The organism is Telluribacter sp. (genome assembly GCF_035998675.1).
Classification (GTDB): domain Bacteria; phylum Bacteroidota; class Bacteroidia; order Cytophagales; family Spirosomataceae; genus Telluribacter.
This window is the reverse complement of record NZ_DASYHI010000020.1, coordinates 989622-1009775: the sequence shown is the minus strand read 5'-3', so window position 1 is coordinate 1009775 and position 20154 is coordinate 989622. Positions and strand designations below refer to the sequence as shown.

Genomic DNA, 20154 nt, shown 5'->3' with positions numbered 1-20154 from the left:
GAGTTTTCGCTCCCCCCAAACCTTATTTTCGATCTGCTACGCAGCGGAAGCCCAGGTTGTCGCTGCCGCTGGTGACTTCGCCCTTGCCCCGGCTGCCCGCCTTGTAGCGGATGCAGAATTCATCGCTGCACAGAAACGAGCCGCCGCGCTGCACGCGCTTGACCACGCCCGGTTCGTCGGGATCGTAGCTGTCGGTGGGGCCGGTGGGGTTTTTGTTGGCGCTGTTGGTGTAGGTATCGGGCCGGTACAAGTCCTGGCACCACTCCCACACATTGCCGTCCATGTCGTACAGGCCGTAGGGGTTGGCCGGGAAGGATTTTACGGGAGCCGCGCCGGCGTAGCCATCTTCTTTCAAATTATTATTCGGAAAACTACCCTGATAAATATTGGCGACCCACTTGTTGCCGGGTTTGAGGTCGTCACCCCAGTAGTAGGTGTGCTCCCCTTTGCCGCCGCGGGCGGCGTACTCCCACTCGGCTTCGGTAGGCAGGCGCTTGCCCGCCCATTTGGCGTAGGCGGCGGCGTCCTCGTAGGATACGTGCACCACGGGGTGATTCTCCCGTCCCTTGATGGAACTGCCGGGGCCTTCGGGCTGCTTCCAGCTGGCGCCTTTTTCGTAGCGCCACCATTGCAGGGGATTTTCCAGCGACACCTTGGTGAGGGTAGGGGTAAACACCGCCGAGCCGGGCACCAGCATCGCGGGGTCGACACCCGGATAGTCAGCCGGATTGAGGGGGCGCTCGGCTACGGTTTTGTAGCCGGTGGCCTTCACAAACTCGGCAAACTGGGCATTGGTGACCTCGTGCTCGTCCATGTAAAAGCCGTCTACTGCTACCTGATGTACCGGCCGGGAGTCAGGAAACTCGTCGGCTCCCATCAGGAAGGTTCCTCCCGGGATAAACACCATGCCGCTGGTATCGGCGGTGCCTGCTGTGCGTTTAAAACCTGTTTCAGAAATAGGATTTTCCTGACTGTTGGTGGTAGCTTCTGCATCTGACTGCTGCCGTTGGCATTGGAAATGTACTCCGGCCAGGGTTACGAGTAAAAGGGTACTTTTAATTAAAAAATTCATTGGACAATTAGCTTAGTAGCTGTTAGGTGGTTAGCTATTAGCTTGTTAGTTTTTTTAATTATGTAATCGTTTTTAGTGATTCAGGTGTGTAAAACACTTTTTATGGTCAAGCACATTACAAACGTACATTATATAGATTCGCGACGAAGCGCACCGCTCACAAACGTAAACCAGCCTGCAAAGGCTAATAGCTAATAACCTGATAGCTAACAGCTATTCCCTACATCCGGGCCAATGCCAGGATCTTCAATGCCTCCTCGTCCTTATACTCTGTCATCAGTTTTTTGAGGCTGGCCTTCAACTGCTTTGTGAGCGCCTCGGTACCTTTCTGACCATAGATATTGGCCATCTCGTCCGGGTCTTTTTCCAGGTCAAATAGCTCCCAGCGATCTACGCCGCCGTAAAAATAGGCCAATTTATACCGATCGGTCCGCACACCAAAATGCGGATACACGTGGTGCGGCTGCGGAAACTCGTAGTAATGGTAGTATGCTTCCTTCCGCCAGGGTACTTTGGCCGCCTGCGGCGCCTTCAGCAGCGGCAGAACGGATACCCCCTGCATGACGGAAGGTACCTTGGCACCCGCTATATCCAGAACGGTGGGAGCCCAGTCAATATTGAGTATCATCTGCTCTACGGTGGTGCCGGGCTTCACTACGTCCGGATACCGGATGATAAAGGGCGTTTTCATGGACTGCTCGTAGATGAACCGCTTGTCGAACCAGCCGTGCTCGCCCAGGTAAAAGCCCTGGTCGGAGGAGTAAATCACCACGGTATTTTTGGTCAGGCCCGATTTGTCGAGGTAGTCAAGTAGCTTGCCAATGTTGCGGTCCAGGCCGTTGGCGGTGGCGTAGTAGTCTTTCAGGTAGCGTTTGAGCTTCCACTCCACGAGCGCCTTGCCGGTCAGGTTCTTTGCTTTCAGATCCGCGTTTATTTTATCGTAGTAGGCCTTGTAGGTCTTCTTCTGCTCGGCGTTCATCCGTCCGTAGAGCCAGCCTTTCTCGTAATCGGCATCCATTTTCAGGTCTTCGCGCATGCGCATGGTTTTGTCCACGGTCATATCCTGCTGCCGGGCGGCTTCGCGGCCCTCGTAGTTATCATAAAAATTAGAAGGGATTGGAAAATCTATGTTATCGTAGGCTCCCAGGTCTTCCAAAGCCGGCGACCACTCGCGGTGGGTAGCCTTGTGGCCCACAATCATGAAGAACGGTTTCTCTTTATCCCGCTTTTCGAGCCACTCGGTGGCAAACTGCGTCACCAGGTCCGACACGTAGCCCGAGTACCGCGTGGTGTCGTTGGGCTGACTGATAAAGTCCGGGTTGAAGTAGTGCCCCTGACCCGGCAGGATATTCCAGTAGTCGAAGCCCACGGGCAGGCTGTTGAGGTGCATCTTACCCACCCAGGCCGTTTGGTAGCCATTCTTTTGCAGCTCCTTCGAAAACAACACTTGATCGGTATCAAACAGGGTCCGGTCGTTGCGCTTGTAGCCGTTCATGTGGCTGTACTTGCCCGTGAGCAGTGTAGCGCGGCTGGGGCCGCAGATGGAGTTGGTCACGAAACTATTCTTGAACAACGCACCTTCCCGGGCCAAACGATCCAGACTGGGCGTTTTGGCGATTTTGTTGCCATAGGCCCCAATGGCCTGGTAGGCGTGGTCGTCGGAGAAAATGAAGATGATGTTGGGGCGATTCTGGGATTGAGCCAGGCTCAGCAAGGGGGCTAGTAGAAGTAGAATTAAATATTTCTTCATGGGCAAAAGTAGAATTTTAAAAAGGAAGGGCGATTTGGGCTTTCTTTACTCAATCGCCGGGATTTTGTGTTTCTCTTTGTATTCCACGATCCTTTTTTTTACTATCCCATCTTGCGGATTAACTTTTGTGAGAAAAGCATAGGCCTTTCCCGATACAAACGAATTTGGTGACGCGAGTAATATCGAAACACTTCGACAGACTTCAATGTCGGTAACTTGTTGTTGGAGAAATAGTTGAAGAATTTCGACGATTAGCTGCCCGTTCAGTACAGTCAAATGTTGGGTCAGAAGCGAGTGGGCTTCTTTTTTGAGTTTTGGTACTTCTTTGAGTTTGGCAAGCAAAAGCTTTTGGGTGCTGTACTTTGTGTCTAAAAGCTTTTGGACAAGTGTGGCTTGTAAAGCACTAGACTGTAAATCAGTTGGATTAATGGAGTTGACAGCCCTGCAACTCGAAGACGGCCTGGGAGTAGCCCTTCTTGAGCGCGCGTTTCTCCAGCCTGCCGTAGCATTGCCCGCTGGCCTCCACGGGCTGGCGGTAGATGCCCTTGCGCAGGCGGATGACGAAGTCCAGATCCGAGTCGGCCAGAAATCTGAACCAGGCTTTCCCGATGAACTCCCGGTCAGCCACCAGCAGGAAGCCCGCCAAGTTAATGACCGACAGGGCCTTGCGCATAAAGTTGATCCGCTCCTGCTCGCTGAGTACCCCCTTGTGCTGATAAACGCGGAAGTAGACCGGAACGGCCACGCCCCGCGTGCGGGCAGCCAGCACCAGCACGTGCAACTCGAAGGAGCCAATCTTCCACTCTGTGCCGTCGAGCAGAAAGTCGTCGATACAGCCCGGCAGCGTTTGCAGCACCCACAGCAGCAGGTCGATGAACAGTCGTGTAGGGGCGTAGCAGTCGAAAAAGCGCGTCAGTCTACGGTAATAGCTTCCGGGCCGAAGGGGCTTACCCCCTGCTATGCGGGCCATCTCGTCCTTCATCCGGTTGAGGTTGGTCGTCCTGCTGGTCAGGAGGCACGCCAGCACTACTGTCACGTTTTCCACCGTGCGCTTGTGGTATTTGCCCGGTATTTTGCTAAGTTTGTCAAAGAGAGTCATAGGAGTTTTTTGTCAGTTTGGTCACTACAAAATTCGTCCAATTGGCTCTCTTTTTTAATTTATTAACTCAATGTGTGTACTAGTCTGATTGTCAGATTATCTTTCCTACAATTCAGAATCTGCACTTTCAATGTGGACTATTTCTATTTTTGATCCATTGTAGACTTGTATAGAGCCTTAATCTCGTCGGACTGCAACGCTCTGCCGTAAACAGCAAGCCCGCCCAAAGTCCCTCCAAAACCCTCAGGGTGCGTAGGCTCTTCTACCTCAGGATAACCAGGCCATTTGGGAAGCGCTCGCTGAGCCACAGTGAAGTCTGATCCCTGCTCGCCTCCGTCAAATATGGGCTTGTCCCATAGAAAGGGGTTGTAGTTGCCGTTTGCGTCAAGTACTCCGTTGATATAGACTTTGATTTCCTTGTGATTATAGGTAAAAGCAAGCATATACCATTCGTCATTAGCTTCTAACTTATGTTTTCCTGTTGCGTATGAAAAACAAAAAGGACGATTAGGCGTTGCACCTCCTACATCCGAAACATAGCCATGTGGTTGATTATCGGCATCAATCCTTTCCAAAGTAGTGTAATCGGTTTGCTTGTGGCCGTTGAAAAACAACGCATACTGGCGTTTGGCATCACGCTCGTTCCACATACCAGCAATATACTGCCAATGGTTATTCGTTTTCCGCTTAACCCACGCCACTATGCTTACTTCCTGCTTGCCGTGAATATTCAGGGCCGGACAGTCCTCCCGTTTGATCCGCAGCCACTGGCCGCGCCTGATCTCCAGACTCGCTGGTCCAAATATCCCCTCATCGTTTAAGGAGATTGGCCCATTCATTTCTTTTAGAGTATAGGAATATGCACCTTTGCTCGTGAGATTGACCCGTCCGCTCCCGTCCTTTTGGAAATCCCAAAAGCTAATAAGGTTTGGGATGGTCTCAGGAGTAATTTTCATTCGATCTTCTTCAATAGACAACGCCCAAAAGGGTGCCAGGATGAGCATTATAAATGGGTAAAGCATGTTTTTTTGAATTTAAGTAGTACGGGATTTTATTGGGGAATGCTTTTCTTTAATTATTTTTTCCGGGTCTGGTTGACTGATGGATTTTTTGAATTTCCTGGGAAGTGAGAGCTCGGCCATATACGGCCAGTCCTCCTAAGACACCGCCAAAACCTACCTTATTTCCTGGCATGCCTTCGGGAAAACTTGGCCAGGAATGCACATCCCGCTGGGCCACAGTGAAATCAGCTCCCTGATCGCCTCCGTCAAAGATAGGTTTATCCCATAGAAAGGGATTGTAATTACCGTTCGTGTCTAATTCGCCATCCGCATAAACCTTGATTTGCTTGTGGTCATAGGTGAAAGCCACCATATGCCATACATCTTCTTCAAGCTTTTGCTTTCCGGTGGCGTATGAAAAGGCCCAGGGCCTGTCGGGCGTTGGGCCACCGACGTCCGATACATACCCATGAATTTGGTTTTCGGCTGCAGTACGAGTAAGCGTAGTATAGTCGGTCTGCATATGCCCACCTGTGAAAAGGGCGTATTGGCGTTTTTCGTGCCGCTCGTCCCACACGCCTGCTATATATTGCCAGCGGACATTCGCTTTTCGCTTAATCCAGGCTACTATGCTTACTTCTTTTTTCCCATGAATATTTAGAGCCGGACAGTCTTCCCGCTTAATCCTTAGCCACTGTCCACGAACGATTTCTAGGCTGGATGGCCCGAATATCCCCTCAGCGTTAAGGGCAATTGGCCCGTTCATTTCTTTCAGGGTGTAGGCATACGGGCCTTTGCTGGTTAGGTTTACCTGGCCTTTCGGGTTTTTTTGAAAGTCCCAAAAGCAGATCAAATTAGGAATACTCAACAGGACTTCGCCCGACCTGTCTTTTTTCTGACTGTAGCCGTAACTTCCCAAAAAGTATAAAACAAGAAGAGTGTTGATTTTCAACAGGAGTAAATTCATTGGTTTCTATTTAGTATTAAGTGTTGTTTCAGGACCAGCTCAGTAGCCCGGATTTTGGGTAATCTTGGTGGAGTTGATGTCAATCTGCGATTGAGGAATAGGGAAGATCTTCTGATAGTCCTTCACTTGAATGATCTGACCATTGACTTTGAGATTGTTTTTTTGAAAGTACTCATTCATCACGGGTAGGAGACGATTGGTGCGTACCAGATCAAAAAATCTTAGTCCTTCAAAGGCCAGCTCGACCCTTCTTTCCTGCTCGATAACCAGCCGCATGGCTGATTGGGATAGACCTTCCTTGCTGGCCAGCCCCGCCCGATTTCTTACCATATTCAGATATTGATGGGCTTCGCTGGTATTTCCGGTTTCGTTCAGGCTTTCGGCGTACATCAGCAGTACATCCGAGTAGCGCAGCACCGGGTAGTCCGTTTCTGTTTCCTGCGGAGCATTCATGGCAGGATCAAGGAATTTACTGACAAAGAATATATTCACCGGTTTGCCATTGGCGGCCAGGTAACTGGTGGCGATGGTTGCGTTTTTACGCTTGTCTCCAGATTCGAAGGCGTTCAGAATGTCAGCTGTAGGTTGATTCAGGGTGCCGCCGCCTCCAACTATGACAGCATTGCCCGAGCCTTGGGGTGCAAATTGGGTGACGATATTATTTCCTTCTCCTAAACCACCCTTTGTGTACTGAACCGAGAATAGTATCTCGGCATTATTGCCATTGTCATGGCGAAATACATCCGAAAAAGTAGGGAGAAGGCTGTACGTCTTGCTGTCGATTATTTCTTTCAGCAGCGGCAAAGCAGCTGCATGTTTTTCCTGAAAAAGCAGTACCCTGCTCAATAAGCCCTTGGCTGCTCCCGCAGTGGCCCGGCCGACATCGGCACCGGAATAACGCTGCGGTAGGGCAGCTGCGGCATCTTTAAGATCCTGTCCTATCTGGGCATAGACCTTGTTTACAGATTCCTTACCATAGGAATACGATTCTTCTGTGGTTTTGAGCTCGTGTACTACCAGGGGCACTTCTCCGAATATCTGCACCAGGTTAAAGTAATATAGTGCTCTTAAGAATTTTGCCTCTCCTTTGAGTCGGGCTTTCAAATTGGCATTCATTTCAACGGCATCAATTCGATCCAGAATGGTGTTGCTACGCGAAATTCCCCGATAGGCATCATTCCACCGATTGGACAAAACATTGGATGCCGCTGATTCTGCCGGGTTGACTACGAAGTTATCAAAGTCACAGGCTCCATTTATACAGGTTCCGGTATGGGCCAGAGCATCATCTGTTGGGATATCTCCAAAATAGTACTGACTTCTGTACATGTTTTGAAGTACACCATACGTAGCGTTGACAGCATTGATAAAATCGTTACTTGTATTATAAAACCGCTCCGTCGAAGCAGAGGTAATAGGGTTCAGATTGATATAATCTTCGTTACAGCCTGTTAGGAACAGGACCGTGAGAAAAATGAATAGTTGCTTTTTCATTATTTGAAAAGATTTAAAGGCCAATGTTTATTCCCAACGTGAATGTTCGTGCCAGAGGATAGACTCCGTAGTCTATCCCCGGTGCTGTTACGCTTTCTCCATTGGTACTTACTTCCGGATTATAGCCGATGTACTTTGAAAAGGTGATCGGGTTCTGTGCCGTGGCGTAGATTCGTACGGAATTCAGATGAGCCCTTTCCGTAATTTGTTTAGGGATATTATACCCAAGAGTAATGTTTCTGATTCTTAAATAGGATGCATCCTGTAAAAAGCGATAGGCGTGATGGGCGGTGATTTGGGGTGCTCCGAGCCGGGGAGTAATGCCGTCTCCGGGTTCGCTCTCCGAGCGCCAGTAGTCGGCTGTTGCAGCCAGGGCATTAAGGTTGAAGCGATCGCCCCCGATGAAGCGACTGTTCAGAAAAAACACTTTACCCCCCTGCACCCCCTGCAACTGAATATCCAGGTCGAAATTCTTATATGAGAGGCGATTGGTAACTCCATATATGAAGTCCGGGTAGGGTGAGCCCAAGGTGGTACGGTCATCGGGTGTTATGGTGCCATCACCGTTCACATCGACAAACCGGATGTCCCCCGGACGGGCCGAAGCGTTGTATTTCATCGCCGGATTGGCATCCAGGTCGGTTTGGTTCATAAATACTCCATCGGTCTTGTAGCCATAGAATTGCGCCATTGGCTGGCCAACCTCAGTAATTTGAGTAATAGTATTTTCGCTTATTTCCCGGATAGGCTCATTGTTCAGCCCCAGGCTCAGTACCTTATTGCGGTTGTGGGAAACATTAAGACTCGTAGTCCATTTGAATTCACCAATTGTATTGACCGTATTGAGCTCCAGCTCGATTCCTTTGTTTTGTACTTCTCCTACATTTCCAAAAGTGGAAGTAAAGCCACTAATGGCAGGAACAGGGATGGAATAGAGCAGACCGTCTGTGATTCGATGGTAATAATCTATCGAAAAGCCAATCCGGCTTTTGAGTATTGCCGCGTCTATCCCGATGTCGGTTTGCTTGTTGGTTTCCCAGGTGAGGTCCGGATTGGCGAAATTCCCCGGCGCGTAGCCCGCAGCGAGAGCACCCGTGCCCAAGCCAAAATTGTAATTTTCCTTCGAGAGGGTCGCCTGCCAACGGTAATTTCCGATATTGAAGTTGCCGGTCACACCGTAGCTTGCCCGAATTTTAAGCTCATTTAGAAAATCACCCAGAGCTTGCATGAAAGGTTCGCTTGACAGCCGCCACCCAACCGAAGCAGAAGGAAAAACAGCCCACTTATTATTAGTAGCAAAACGGCTCGACCCATCCCGGCGAATGGAAGCTGAAAAGAGGTAGCGGTCTTTCAGAGTGTAATTCACCCGCCCGAGGTAGCTAAGCAACGACCACTGCTCTTTTGATCCATTGCCAAAAATGGTGGCGGCACCCGTGACGTACTGTGTCTGATCATTTTCGAAGGTTCCCGTTTGTCCCACGGCCGTTATGCCTTCACTGGTTGTCTTCTGCACAGAGTAACCAGCCAAAAATGAGAAATCATGGATGCTGCCGAAGATTTTCTGGTAGGTGGCTGTGTTTTCCCAGGCATAGTTTATGCTCTGGAATCTAGAAACGTTACTGGCAATATGACTCTGAACGGGGTTAGGCTGACCGGGCGTAGAGGCCGCTGAGCCCCCTATGCTGACGGTGGATGGGCGGTAAAAGTTCTCAGTGTAGTTGCGGGTATTGGCACCGAAGGAAGTCCGTATTTTCAGGTCTTTGATTGGCTCAAGTTCAGCGTAAGCCGTTCCGATCATACGGATGGTCTCCGCGTTATCAATGTAATTAGGATCTTCCAGGATGGGCAGGGGCGAAAATATGGGACCTGCGTAAATCTGATATTCGGGGTTACCCAGCGCCTGTCCATACAGTCCGTCTTCGTACCGTGGGGGGATGGTAGGGGGCATCAGTAGGGCCAACTGGAGTACTGCGCCTCCCCCGGACGTAAAATGGCCATCCGTGTTGCGGATGTTTTCCTTCGTGTAAGAAGGCATCAGGTTGGTGCCCACCCGGAAAAAGGTTGTAAGATCAGCTTCTACGTTTACCCTCGCTGAGTACCGTTTGAAATCGGTGGCTTTAATGATACCATCCTGGGTGAAGTAGTTGCCTGAAAGGTAAAACCGTACCTTGTCGGTACCTCCCTGCCCGGAGAGTTGGTAGTTAGAAATGGGAGCATCCCTAAAAACCTGATCCTGCCAGTCGGTGTCAGGTACGTTAGTGATATCATCGTAGAAATCCGGATAGTTGTAATTCGTCTTTGAGCCATTCCTGATCCTTTGTCCGTTAGGTATAGTGGGATCTCCTCCCGCCTCAGTCCATCTTAACAGAACACCATCTTTGATCAGCCGGATATGCTGATCCCTATTCTGCATATCAATTTTTTTGGTGACTTGCTGAATGCCCGTATAGTAGTTAAAGTCTATTTTGGCCTGTCCGGCTTTCCCCTTTTTCGTAGTGATAAGTACCACGCCATTTCCCCCACGTGAGCCATAGATAGCGGCAGATGCGGCGTCTTTCAATACATCTATGGATTCAATATCATTCGGACTTATCTGCGTAAAGGCCGATGCATCTTCCAAAGGCATTCCGTCCACCACGTACAGGGGCGCATTTCCCGCGCTAATAGATCCCGCTCCCCGAATTCTGACTACCGGATTGGCTCCTGGCCTTCCGGTACCCTGCGTTACGCTGACTCCTGCCAACTGTCCGGCCATGGCCTCCAATGGATTTTTGGTAATTTGGTTCTGGATATCCTTGGATTTAATACTGGTAACTGCCGCCGTTACATTCCCTTTTTTCTGGGTACCGTATCCCACCACTACCACCTCCTCCAGCGACTTGGTATCTGCTTTCAGCGATACGATAACCCGGGATTGATCTCCCACCACAATCTCCTGGGTCAGGTACCCCACAAAACTGATCACTAAAACCGGGTTATTTTCAGGTACATTCAGGTCAAAGTCGCCATTTACGTTGGTGGTTGTACCACGGGAAGTTCCCTTTACGATTATACTAACCCCCGGTAGTCCGGTGTTGGTTTCGTCGGTGACACGGCCCGTTATACGGCGGTCGGCCGGTACTGTAACCGAGCGCTGGAGCAAATTGATGGAGGAAGAGGAATTGGAGTCGGGCCGGGGGCTCAGGATAATCTGCTGGCCTACGACCTCGTATTTCAGTTGCAGGGGGCGGGTTATTTTGTCCAGTACTTCGGCTAGTGACTCGTTGGTACTGGTAATGGTAATCCGCTGACTGGCCGGTACAAGTTTAGGCCGGTAGGCAAACTTGACCTTCGTTTGTCGTTCAATGGCCGTCAGTACCTGACGTACCTCCTGGTTTTGTATTTTCAAATTCACCCGCATCTGCAGCAGCTCCTGGGCAGAGGCTTCACGCGCCAGGGATGCACCCGCAAAAATCACCGCCAGAAGGCATTGTATCAGTGATATTTTCATGAGGTGGTAAAAGAGTAGTTTGAAACGTAGTAATTTTTTCATTAGTTTTAATTGTTTTTGTGATAAAATAAGCAAAAACACCTCCCTGTACATCTGGAAACAGACGTCACATGATCGGATAAATCAAAGAGGGGGAAACTGCACCGGTAGCGCTCGCAACACTACCGGTGCTTTTGTTTTCAGGTTAGGAATAGTGGAAGTTTCATTTCATAACTAAGGGCGTTTAAGTATTAACAGAAAAACCAGGGGCCACTTAATCGCAGCCTTTGCTGTATAGAATAACCTGCCCGTCAATGAGCTTGTACTGCGCCCCAAGTACCTTGCAGATTACTTCCAGCTTTTGAAATAAGTTTTCTTCGGATAGGTTAATGGTCAGGGAGCAGTGTTTGAGTAGTTCTTCGTCATACACTACCTCAATGCCATAGGCTTTTTCCAGCGCAGTAAATACCTGGCTGGCCGAAGCCGCCTCAAAAGCGAACAAGTTTAGCTGCGTTTTTGGAATTAACAGTATGGGCTTTTCAACAAGTACCTTACTGATGGTCGCTTCTTTGCGCTGGTAAATAGCCTTTTGATTGGGAGTAAGTACTACGCCGTTTGCTTCGGGATCCTGGGTGGGGCTGGGCTTATCGGCATAAACAGACACACGACCCGTCCGGACCGATACCCTCACATCGGGGGCCTCGGTGTGGGCCTGCACATAAAAGCTGGTGCCCAGTACCTTGGTAATCAAGCCATTGGAATAAACCAGAAACGGCTTATCCGGATTTTTCTGAACGTCAAAAAAGGCGGCCCCCGTCAGGTATACTTCCCGGTTGCTCTCGGTAAACTCCTTTGGGTACTTGAGCCGGCTATTCTTATCAAGTTGGATGGTGCTGCCGTCAGCCAATTGAATAAGCATGGTTTTGTCGTTCTCATTGACGGCTTCTGTCCACTCAGGAGAAGTTTTTACGCCTAACTCCGGTAAGGCTATTTCCTTTTTCAAAAGTGAGGGCTGGGCCAGCCAGACCGCTCCGGCTACCACCAGGACGACAGCCGCTACTTTCCAACTCATTCCCCAGTTTAACCACCGTTGTTTGGTACTTGTCTGGCTCGTGGCAATGGAAGTATCAATCCGGGACCATATTCGCTCTACCTGCCAATCCGAAACCTCTTCTTTTTGAATATGATTCAATCCCAGTATCAGACGTTTGGCCTCCTCAATCTGGTAAAACCGCTCGGGATATTCTTTCAGAAACCCCTGCCAAAATGCATTTGTCTCAGAGGTAGGTTCGTGGACCCAGGCTTTGAAGTCATCGTCGGCAGCAAAATCTTCGGCGCTATATTGGTAGTAGTTCATTTTCGGAAACAGGTCACGGTCGTGAGTATATGACAAATGCTTGAATAGGTATCATGGTATCCCGGGGGTTATAGGAAGTCGCTACCAAAAGCAATCAGGCTTAGGCAAAATATACGCACCGTTTCTCGTAGTACTTTCAGAGCTGAATAAATAAACTTACAAGCCGACTGGTAGTTGATGCCCATGATTTCAGCGATTTCCTCGTTGCTAAAATGATGGGTAAACCTCAGGTCCAGGGCCTGCTTCTGACGGGGACTCAGTAGTTCATAGCTTTTTCGGAGTTGCCTGAGTAGCTGTTCGTGACCTTCGAGTTCAATGAGATGCTTTTCAATGGAAAATTCATCCTGATTTTCTCCCACCCTATCCACGTCGGCAGCCTGGTACAGCCTATCCTGGCTTTGAGCCCGTACTATCTTGTTGCGCAGGGACCGGTACAGGTAAAATTTGATGGAATCGGTTTCACTCAATTGAGTGCGACTTTGCCACAACTCAATAAACAAGTCGTGAATACTGTCTTCAATGAGTTGAACATTGCCAGTGACCTTATACCCATAGCTCAGTAATTCTTTGGCGTATAGCCGGTATATCTGCTGAAAAGCATCATGGTCACCTTGACGAAAGGCGTTCCAAAGAACATCATTGGGCTTTTTTGCTATCACCACCGTCGCAGCTTTGTAGAATGACTTTCTGGTCTTTGTAATAATTGGATGCTTTCTAGGTACTAATGGAGAAAAGACTGGTTTTTAATCCTGTTTTTTCTAAAAATATTTTCAGAATGAGTTATTTGTAGCCGAAAATAGTAGGCTAAAAATGCAAAAAGGCCACCTGATAGGATTCCAGGGGCCTTTAGTTAGGTGTTAGATTCAAAAAATTATTTTTTACTCTTCGATAAAATCCAGGTCGCGGCCGTGGGTTTCCTCGATGGTCAGGATGGAATAGAAGCCGATGGTAAAGCATATCACACCTACCATGGCACCGGCATCAATAATAGACAAAGGTCCCTTGAAAGTACCATACAGAGTGGTCATAAGTACCACCGTACCGCGTACCATGTTTGGGATGGTTGTGGCGGCAGTAGCCCGCAGATTAGTCCCAAATTGCTCGGCTCCAATGGTCACAAACATGGCCCAGTAGCCAATACCCAAGCCCAGCAATCCGGAAAGTAAGTATAGTTGACCGGCAGTGTTAACGCCCGCGTAGAGGTAGGCCACACTAATGCAGAAGGTAAATAACATGAACAGGGTCACGGCCTTTTTGCGGGATTTAAGGGCATGGCTGATGAGCCCGCTGGATAAGTCGCCGACCGAAAGGCCCACGTAACACCACATGATGGCGAGGCCCGGTTTTACCGTTTCGGCTATGCCCAGCGCTTTGCCAAACTCATTGCTGAAAGTAGCCAGAATACCTATCACAAACCAGGTGGGTAGTCCCATACCAATGCACTTCAAGTACCGGATCAGCCGGTCCCGATTGGTAAAGAGGGAAAAGAAGTTGCCCTTCTCCACGTGTTTTTGCCCTTTTACCTGCTCAAAGATACCGGACTCGAATACCCCCACCCGCAGCAGCAGCAGGGCTATGCCCAGTCCACCGCCGATGAAGTAGGCATTGCGCCAGTCAAAAAACTCAACGGTAAAATAGGCTACTACCGCCCCCAGCAGGCCAATACCCGCTACCAGCGAAGTACCTATGGCGCGAAGTTCGCGGGGTAAAATTTCGGATACCAGCGTGATACCGGCCCCTAACTCACCGGCCAGCCCCACGCCGGCTATGAACCGAAGTACCTTGTAGGTGGTGGGGTCCTGCACAAACCCACAGGCGATATTAGCCAGGGAGTAGGTTACAATGGAGCCAAAAAGGACCGAAAGCCGTCCTTTTTTATCACCCAGTACCCCCCATAGTATGCCTCCCAGCAGCAGGCCGGTCATTTGCCAGTTGAGGATACTGGCGCCCACGGTCGAAACCGCCTCTTCGGAAAGGCCCAAAGATAAAAGGCTGGGAATGCGCACAATTCCAAAAAGCAGCAGATCATAGATATCCACAAAGTACCCCAAGGCTGCTACAATGACGGGTACACTTAACAGATGGGAGGCAGCGGAACGATTCGTTTGGAGCGTAGTATTCATTAAAAATATTGGTAGGGTTTTTTACAGGAAGCAGTAAAGATATTTATAGCAAGACTTACCTCCGGCTTTTTACCCTTACTTTTTTAGTAAATTCCTTTGGGACTGTTTTTCTGGTTAAAGGACTCGGCCAATCCCGAACTGGTCTCCCGCCTGTACGGGTTTCTTACCGTTAAAATGAATTTCCACCATTTTCTCGCTTTGCACTGGATTGCCCTGTTCGTCCTGGAGGGCGGTAATGATGCGTCGGGATTTTACATCAACCACCTCACCCGTGGAAGGATAGGCGTGCTTTCCGTCCCGGCTGAAGGTAATCCAGCCGGGCTGGTCGCGCAGGGCCACGCTGTGTACTTGTCGGGGTGGCATGACGGTAGCGTCAAAAATGTGCATCCGCTGGTTATAGGCGTCCGCCAACCACACTTCGGTTTCGTCGGGGGTGAGGCCGATGCCGTGACTGGGACAGCCGTGCCGCTTCACCGGTCCTTTCTCAAAGCCCTGCACCACCACCTGATGCAGCTTCTGCCCGCTTACCATATCGCCTACTTCAAATCCCAGCAGGTTATTGACATTGACAAAGCAGAGGGTCTGGCGGCCGTTGATGGTAAAGGGCCGGATGGCGGCGCTAAACGGACCTACCTGTTTGGTGACGGTATGCGTGCGGGTATCGGCAACGCCCAGAGTGGGCGTGCGGAGGCCAGCCAGGTAGGCTTTATTATTATCCGGACCGTAGAGGGTGTTATGGGCACCTGAGTTGGTTTCCAGTTTCTTGATTACATCGCCGGTTTTAGCATCAACAATGTTCCAGTGTTCTTTCTCCAGAGAAGGCAGGTAAATGGTTTTACCATCGGGCGAAATGGCCAGCCGGTCGCAGCCACCTTCGTATTTCTTCTCCCAGAGGAGTTTCTCGGTGGTGAGGTCAATGCACTGCAGCGCTTCCAGGGTAGTAATATAAATGCAGTTGGTAGCCAGGCTTACACCTACTCCCTTCACGTTGCTGGGTTTGCCGTTATCAGCCAGCCCATAGGTAGGAATACGTTTGACAAGCCGATAATTATTATCTATATCGTACACCAGCAGCCCGTGCCCTCCGTACTCGAGGTAGTTTCGGACGCCGGGGGTAGCCACGTACAGGTACCGGCTCACCTTTGCGGCAGGCACTTTGGGTACTGTACCTGGGTTAAATGCTGCGGGCAGGGCAGCCATCAGCAGGAGCGAAAGTCCTACCCAAAGGGTAAGGAGAAGATTCTTTTTCATTGACAGGCCGGTTTTATTGTAAGTAAGGTCTTAAGGGACTGGCTTCTACTCAAACACCAGCGTACCAAAGCGCTGGTAGTCGTAGAAGTTGGTACGGGTCTTCTGCCACGACCAGCAGGTAATCGTATTGAAAAAAATATAGGTGATAAGAAAAGCCACCACATTGATCGTTCTATACTTCCAAAATAAGGAGGTTCCTTACTTTACCTGGTAATTAACCCATCAATAATCAGCAATTTTTTTACGTTAAATGCGCCCCAATCTCGTCCGACTGGCTGAATTTACAATTTTTCAAAAGCCTGATTTTTAAAGAGTACGTCAGGGTACTATACAATAATGGGATTATTTATTAACTTAACCACTATACAGGGTTTAAGCCTATGCGACTGCTTTTTCTCTTTCTGGGTATTTGCTGCTTATGGATCTTACCCCTTTATCTACAAGCGCAGAAGGTTGGCTTTGAGCAGCTGACCATTAATGATGGTTTGTCCCATAACTCCATCTCGTGCCTGCTTGAGGACCACAAAGGGTATCTCTGGTTTGGTACCCAGGACGGGCTAAATAAGTACGATGGGTATACCTTTACCACCTACCAGCTTACTCCACACGATACAGCTTCCATACCCCAAAACGAAATTATGGCGCTTTGGGAGGATAAACAGGGACAGTTATGGATTGGAACCCCGGAGGGCGGGGTGTGTAAATTTGATCCGCGTACTGAAACCTTTACCCGCTACGCGGTTACTTCTACGGGAAGTTTTGTTCCCAAACTTCGTGCTGTTTCGGCCATTAATCAGGATGCCACCGGCATGATGTGGATCGGCAACTGGGCCGGTGAATTACGCCAGTTTAACCCCCGGACGGAGCAGTATTCACCGCCCATTGATTTAGGCTACCGGCAGCAGGAAGGAGCTATCGGGGTAGCCGCCATCCACGATGCTATTGGGTGTATTTACCAGGATCGGCAGGGTACCCTCTGGATCGGCAACTCTACCGGGTTACATCAGCTTGTGAAGGGAAAACCGGGTATTCATTTTAAGCGCTATGTACACCAACCTGCACAGCCCGGCAGGATGAATAACAATATTGTGTCCAGTATTTTTGAAGACAGTGCGGGTGTCCTGTGGGTGGGTACAGATCAGGGACTGAGTCGTTTTGATCGTCGTTCAGGAAAGTTTACAACTATACCGAATGATTCCACTCTTCCCTCAAACGGTAACTTTACCAGCCAAAATTCCATTGCTGAGGATAAAGCCGGAAATTTATGGATAGGTACCTTCAATGGCGGCTTACGTAAACTGGACCCACAGCGAACCCATTTCACCCGCTATCTGCACCAGCCTGCGGATCCTACCAGTCTGAGTAGTAATCAGATCGTTGGACTGCTCGTAGACCGGTCAGGAATTCTTTGGATAGGTACCTACGGCAGCGGCGTTCAAAAACTGGATGCTACACCCAAACCTTTTCTGCTCTACCAGCGTAACCCATTCGATGCGTCTTCGTTGAGTCATAATGACATTACAGCCCTTTGTGAAGACAAACAGGGCAACATTTGGGTAGGTACACAGGAAGGTGGTTTAAACCGCTTCGACAAGCATTCAGGTACCTTTACCCGTTTCCAGCACGACCCATCTGATCCAAACAGTTTGCCAGGTAATAGTGTGAGCGCCTTATTTGAAGACACGCGGGGTACTCTTTGGGTAGCTACCCAACAAGGGTATAGTAATGGCAAGCTTTCGGTACTTAACCCGAAAACGGGAACATTTCGGCCTTTTGTCGCATCCCGAACGGGTTTGCCCGAGTTGGGCGGCGACCGGATATTTACGTTTTATGAAGACCGGGATGGTCTGCTCTGGCTGGGCACGACCAACGGTATCAAAAGCCTTGATCAACGAACCGGAACCATAATGCACTACCGCCACGATCCGGGCAATCCCAACGGGTTGAGTGATTATCCGGCTATTGCCCTGCTGGAAGACCGCTTGGGTAATCTCTGGATTGGCAGCCGCAGCGTCGCTTTAACCAGATTCAATGAACGGACGGGCACCTTTACCCATTACAAACCTATTCCAGGCGATACGACCAGCATTCCGTCGGTTATTGTGCAGTGTATCTACGAAGATTCAAGGGGAAACCTGTGGTTTGGTACCAAAGCAGGTGGTCTTAGCCGGTTCGATCACCAGAAGCAAACCTTCACCACCTATACGCAGCGGGATGGCCTGCCCAGTAATTCGGTATATTCCATCCTGGAAGACGATTTGGGAAATCTGTGGCTGGGTACCAACAAAGGGCTCGCTCGCTTCAATGTAGCCACCCGCACCTTCACCGCCTTTGATGCCCAGGACGGCCTGCAAAGCAATCAGCTAATCGGTTCTCAACCTGTAGCTGCTTATCTGAAGGCCCGAGATGGTAGGCTGTACTTTGGGGGCATTAACGGACTTAACGCCTTTGATCCGGCTCAACTGCCCCTGAATCGTTACATCCCTCCCGTAGTTATTACTCAGTTTCGCGTGTTTGATCAGCCTCTGCCTGGCATACAGGAAGACACGGTTATTGAACTGGCACACAGCCAGAACTTTTTTTCCATTCAGTTTGCCGCCCTCAATTACCGCAACCCGCAAAAGAACCAGTATGCGTATAGGTTGGATGGAGTTGATCCAGATTGGGTCTATAGCGGTACCCGGCATTTGGCCAGCTATACCGACATTGGCCCCGGCACGTACACCTTCCGAGTCAAAGCGGCGAACAACGATGGGGTATGGAACGATAAAGGTACTTCGCTTACGCTCATTATTCATCCCCCCTTCTGGCGTACCTGGTGGGCCTATACTTGCTACGGATTGGCGTTTATAATTCTTCTGGTAGGGTATATTCGTTTCCGGCTCCAGCGGGAACGGGAACGCCAGACCCTAGAACGCCAGCAGTGGGAAGCTGAGCAGCTAAAAGCGGTGGATGAGCTAAAATCGCGCTTTTTTGCCAATATTACCCATGAGCTCCGTACCCCTCTCTCCCTGATCCTTTCGCCCGCCGAGCAACTGCTCCGGGAGGTCACCGAGCCGCGCCATCAACAGCGCTTATCGCTCATTGGTCGGCATGCCCGCCAACTGCTTCAGCTGATCAATCAATTACTTGACCTGTCTAAACTGGAAGCGGGGAGTATGTCCACCAGCGCCTCCCGGGGTAATGTCGCTGAATTTACCGGACAACTGGTGGACTCTTTCCGGTATTCCGCCGAGGAAAAGGGCATCACGCTGCACTATGATGCCCGGTTGGGGCAGCAGGAGTGGCTCTTTGATGCAGACAAATGGGGCAAGATTGTGGGCAATCTCGTATCCAATGCACTTAAATTTACGCCTGCCGGGGGAACGGTCTCCGTAGCACTTGACATGAGGCAGAGTCAACCCCAGGATTCTCCTGTTCAAAAGGAGGTGCAACTTACGGTAGCGGATACGGGCATTGGTATGGCCGCCGATCAGGTACCTTATATCTTTGATCGCTTCTATCAGGCAGATGCTTCGTCTACCCGGGCTTTTGAAGGTACCGGCGTGGGGCTTTCCCTGGTCAGGGAACTGGTTACCCTGCTGAGCGGCCAGATTAACGTAGAGAGTAAATTGGGGAGCGGTACCCGCTTCCGGGTGAGCCTGCCCATGGAGGAGGCTATTCCAGGCGATACTGACGCCACTACTCCGTTACCCATTTCAACTTCTCTTCCGGAAACCCATGAAGGACAAGTACCTGACTCCGGTAAAGTCCATCCCGGTTTAACGGCTGATCCGGAGGCGCCCTTAGTGCTGGTGGTCGAGGATCACGCGGAGTTGCGGGCCTTTATCGCCAATGAACTTTCGGCGTCGTACCGGGTACTTACTGCGGCGAATGGGAAGGAAGGCTGGGAACGGGTGCAACAGGAATTACCCGAGGTGGTGATTAGTGACGTCATGATGCCCGAAATGGATGGCTTCACCCTGACGGAGCTCATCAAGACCACCCCGGCGACTAACCACATTGCCGTGGTACTGCTAACGGCGAAAGCGGCTCAGGAGAGCAAACTGGCAGGTCTGGTGCAAGGCGCCGATGAGTACCTGACCAAGCCGTTTCATCCTCAGGAGTTGCACTTACGCTTACGGAATATAGTGAGCCATCAGCAGAAGTTGCGCCAGTACTACCGGCAGCACCTGGCCGGAGCCTCCGCTAATGCAAATCCTGAACCTGCGCCGGTTGAAGCTACCCCACAGGATACGTTCCTGCTGGCGCTCTACTCGGCGATTGAAGCGCAACTGGACAATACCCAGTTTGATGTGGACCAATTGGCCCAGGCCGTCACCATCAGCCGGAGAACGCTCTACCGGAAACTAAGTACTCTGACGGGCCTGACACCAAATGAGGTGATCCGGCAGTACCGGCTCAGGCGGGCTACTGAGCTCCTGAAAGCAGGTCAGCCGATTGCGCAGGTAGCTTACCAGGTAGGCTTTGAGAGTCCCTCTTATTTCAGCCAAAGCTTTAAAGAAAGTTATCAAATGACCCCTTCTGAGTACCTGCAAAAGCAGGTGGCACAATCCTGACAGGAATTGGCA

At 50.2% G+C, this 20154-nt stretch carries 13 protein-coding genes; 1 reads left to right on the top strand and 12 read right to left on the bottom strand.

Annotated features, from left to right (window positions below):
• Positions 1-22: 22 nt before the first annotated feature.
• The 12 genes from VGN67_RS18435 to VGN67_RS18380 form a co-directional block, all read right to left on the bottom strand.
• Complete coding sequence (locus tag VGN67_RS18435; RefSeq protein WP_414717346.1) at positions 23-1072, bottom strand: formylglycine-generating enzyme family protein; 1050 nt, start codon at positions 1070-1072, stop codon at positions 23-25.
• A gap of 220 nt (positions 1073-1292) precedes the next feature.
• Positions 1293-2822, bottom strand: coding sequence for a sulfatase (locus VGN67_RS18430; protein WP_327488333.1), 1530 nt, complete (start codon positions 2820-2822; stop codon positions 1293-1295).
• Positions 2823-2867: 45 nt separating this feature from the next.
• Positions 2868-3164, bottom strand: a complete 297-nt coding sequence (locus tag VGN67_RS18425; RefSeq protein ID WP_327488332.1) for a hypothetical protein — start codon at positions 3162-3164, stop codon at positions 2868-2870.
• 82 nt (positions 3165-3246) lie between these two features.
• A complete protein-coding gene (locus VGN67_RS18420) occupies positions 3247-3921 on the bottom strand; it encodes a hypothetical protein (protein WP_327488331.1) in 675 nt (224 codons plus the stop codon).
• Positions 3922-4064: 143 nt separating this feature from the next.
• Complete coding sequence (locus VGN67_RS18415) at positions 4065-4925, bottom strand: LamG-like jellyroll fold domain-containing protein (RefSeq protein WP_327488330.1); 861 nt, start codon at positions 4923-4925, stop codon at positions 4065-4067.
• 67 nt (positions 4926-4992) lie between these two features.
• Positions 4993-5889, bottom strand: coding sequence for a LamG-like jellyroll fold domain-containing protein (locus tag VGN67_RS18410; RefSeq protein ID WP_327488329.1), 897 nt, complete (start codon positions 5887-5889; stop codon positions 4993-4995).
• A 39-nt stretch (positions 5890-5928) separates the two neighbouring features.
• Positions 5929-7383 (bottom strand): RagB/SusD family nutrient uptake outer membrane protein, encoded by a 1455-nt coding sequence (locus VGN67_RS18405; RefSeq protein ID WP_327488328.1) that lies wholly within the window; start codon positions 7381-7383, stop codon positions 5929-5931.
• A gap of 13 nt (positions 7384-7396) precedes the next feature.
• The gene (locus VGN67_RS18400; protein WP_327488327.1) at positions 7397-10915 is read right to left on the bottom strand and encodes a TonB-dependent receptor; all 3519 of its coding nucleotides are present in this window, start codon (positions 10913-10915) and stop codon (positions 7397-7399) included.
• A 211-nt stretch (positions 10916-11126) separates the two neighbouring features.
• Positions 11127-12245 carry a FecR family protein gene (locus tag VGN67_RS18395; protein ID WP_327488326.1) on the bottom strand — a complete coding sequence of 373 codons (1119 nt, stop codon included), beginning with the start codon at positions 12243-12245 and terminating at the stop codon, positions 11127-11129.
• Positions 12246-12277: 32 nt separating this feature from the next.
• Positions 12278-12868: a sigma-70 family RNA polymerase sigma factor gene (locus VGN67_RS18390; protein ID WP_327488325.1), complete on the bottom strand. Its 591-nt coding sequence runs from the start codon at positions 12866-12868 to the stop codon at positions 12278-12280.
• A 219-nt stretch (positions 12869-13087) separates the two neighbouring features.
• Positions 13088-14332: an MFS transporter gene (locus tag VGN67_RS18385; protein ID WP_327488324.1), complete on the bottom strand. Its 1245-nt coding sequence runs from the start codon at positions 14330-14332 to the stop codon at positions 13088-13090.
• Positions 14333-14446: 114 nt separating this feature from the next.
• The gene (locus VGN67_RS18380; protein WP_327488323.1) at positions 14447-15583 is read right to left on the bottom strand and encodes a hypothetical protein; all 1137 of its coding nucleotides are present in this window, start codon (positions 15581-15583) and stop codon (positions 14447-14449) included.
• Positions 15584-15963: 380 nt separating this feature from the next.
• On the opposite strand from VGN67_RS18380, the gene VGN67_RS18375 reads away from it, so the two are divergent.
• A complete protein-coding gene (locus tag VGN67_RS18375; protein WP_327488322.1) occupies positions 15964-20142 on the top strand; it encodes a hybrid sensor histidine kinase/response regulator transcription factor in 4179 nt (1392 codons plus the stop codon).
• The last annotated feature ends 12 nt before the right edge of the window (positions 20143-20154 follow it).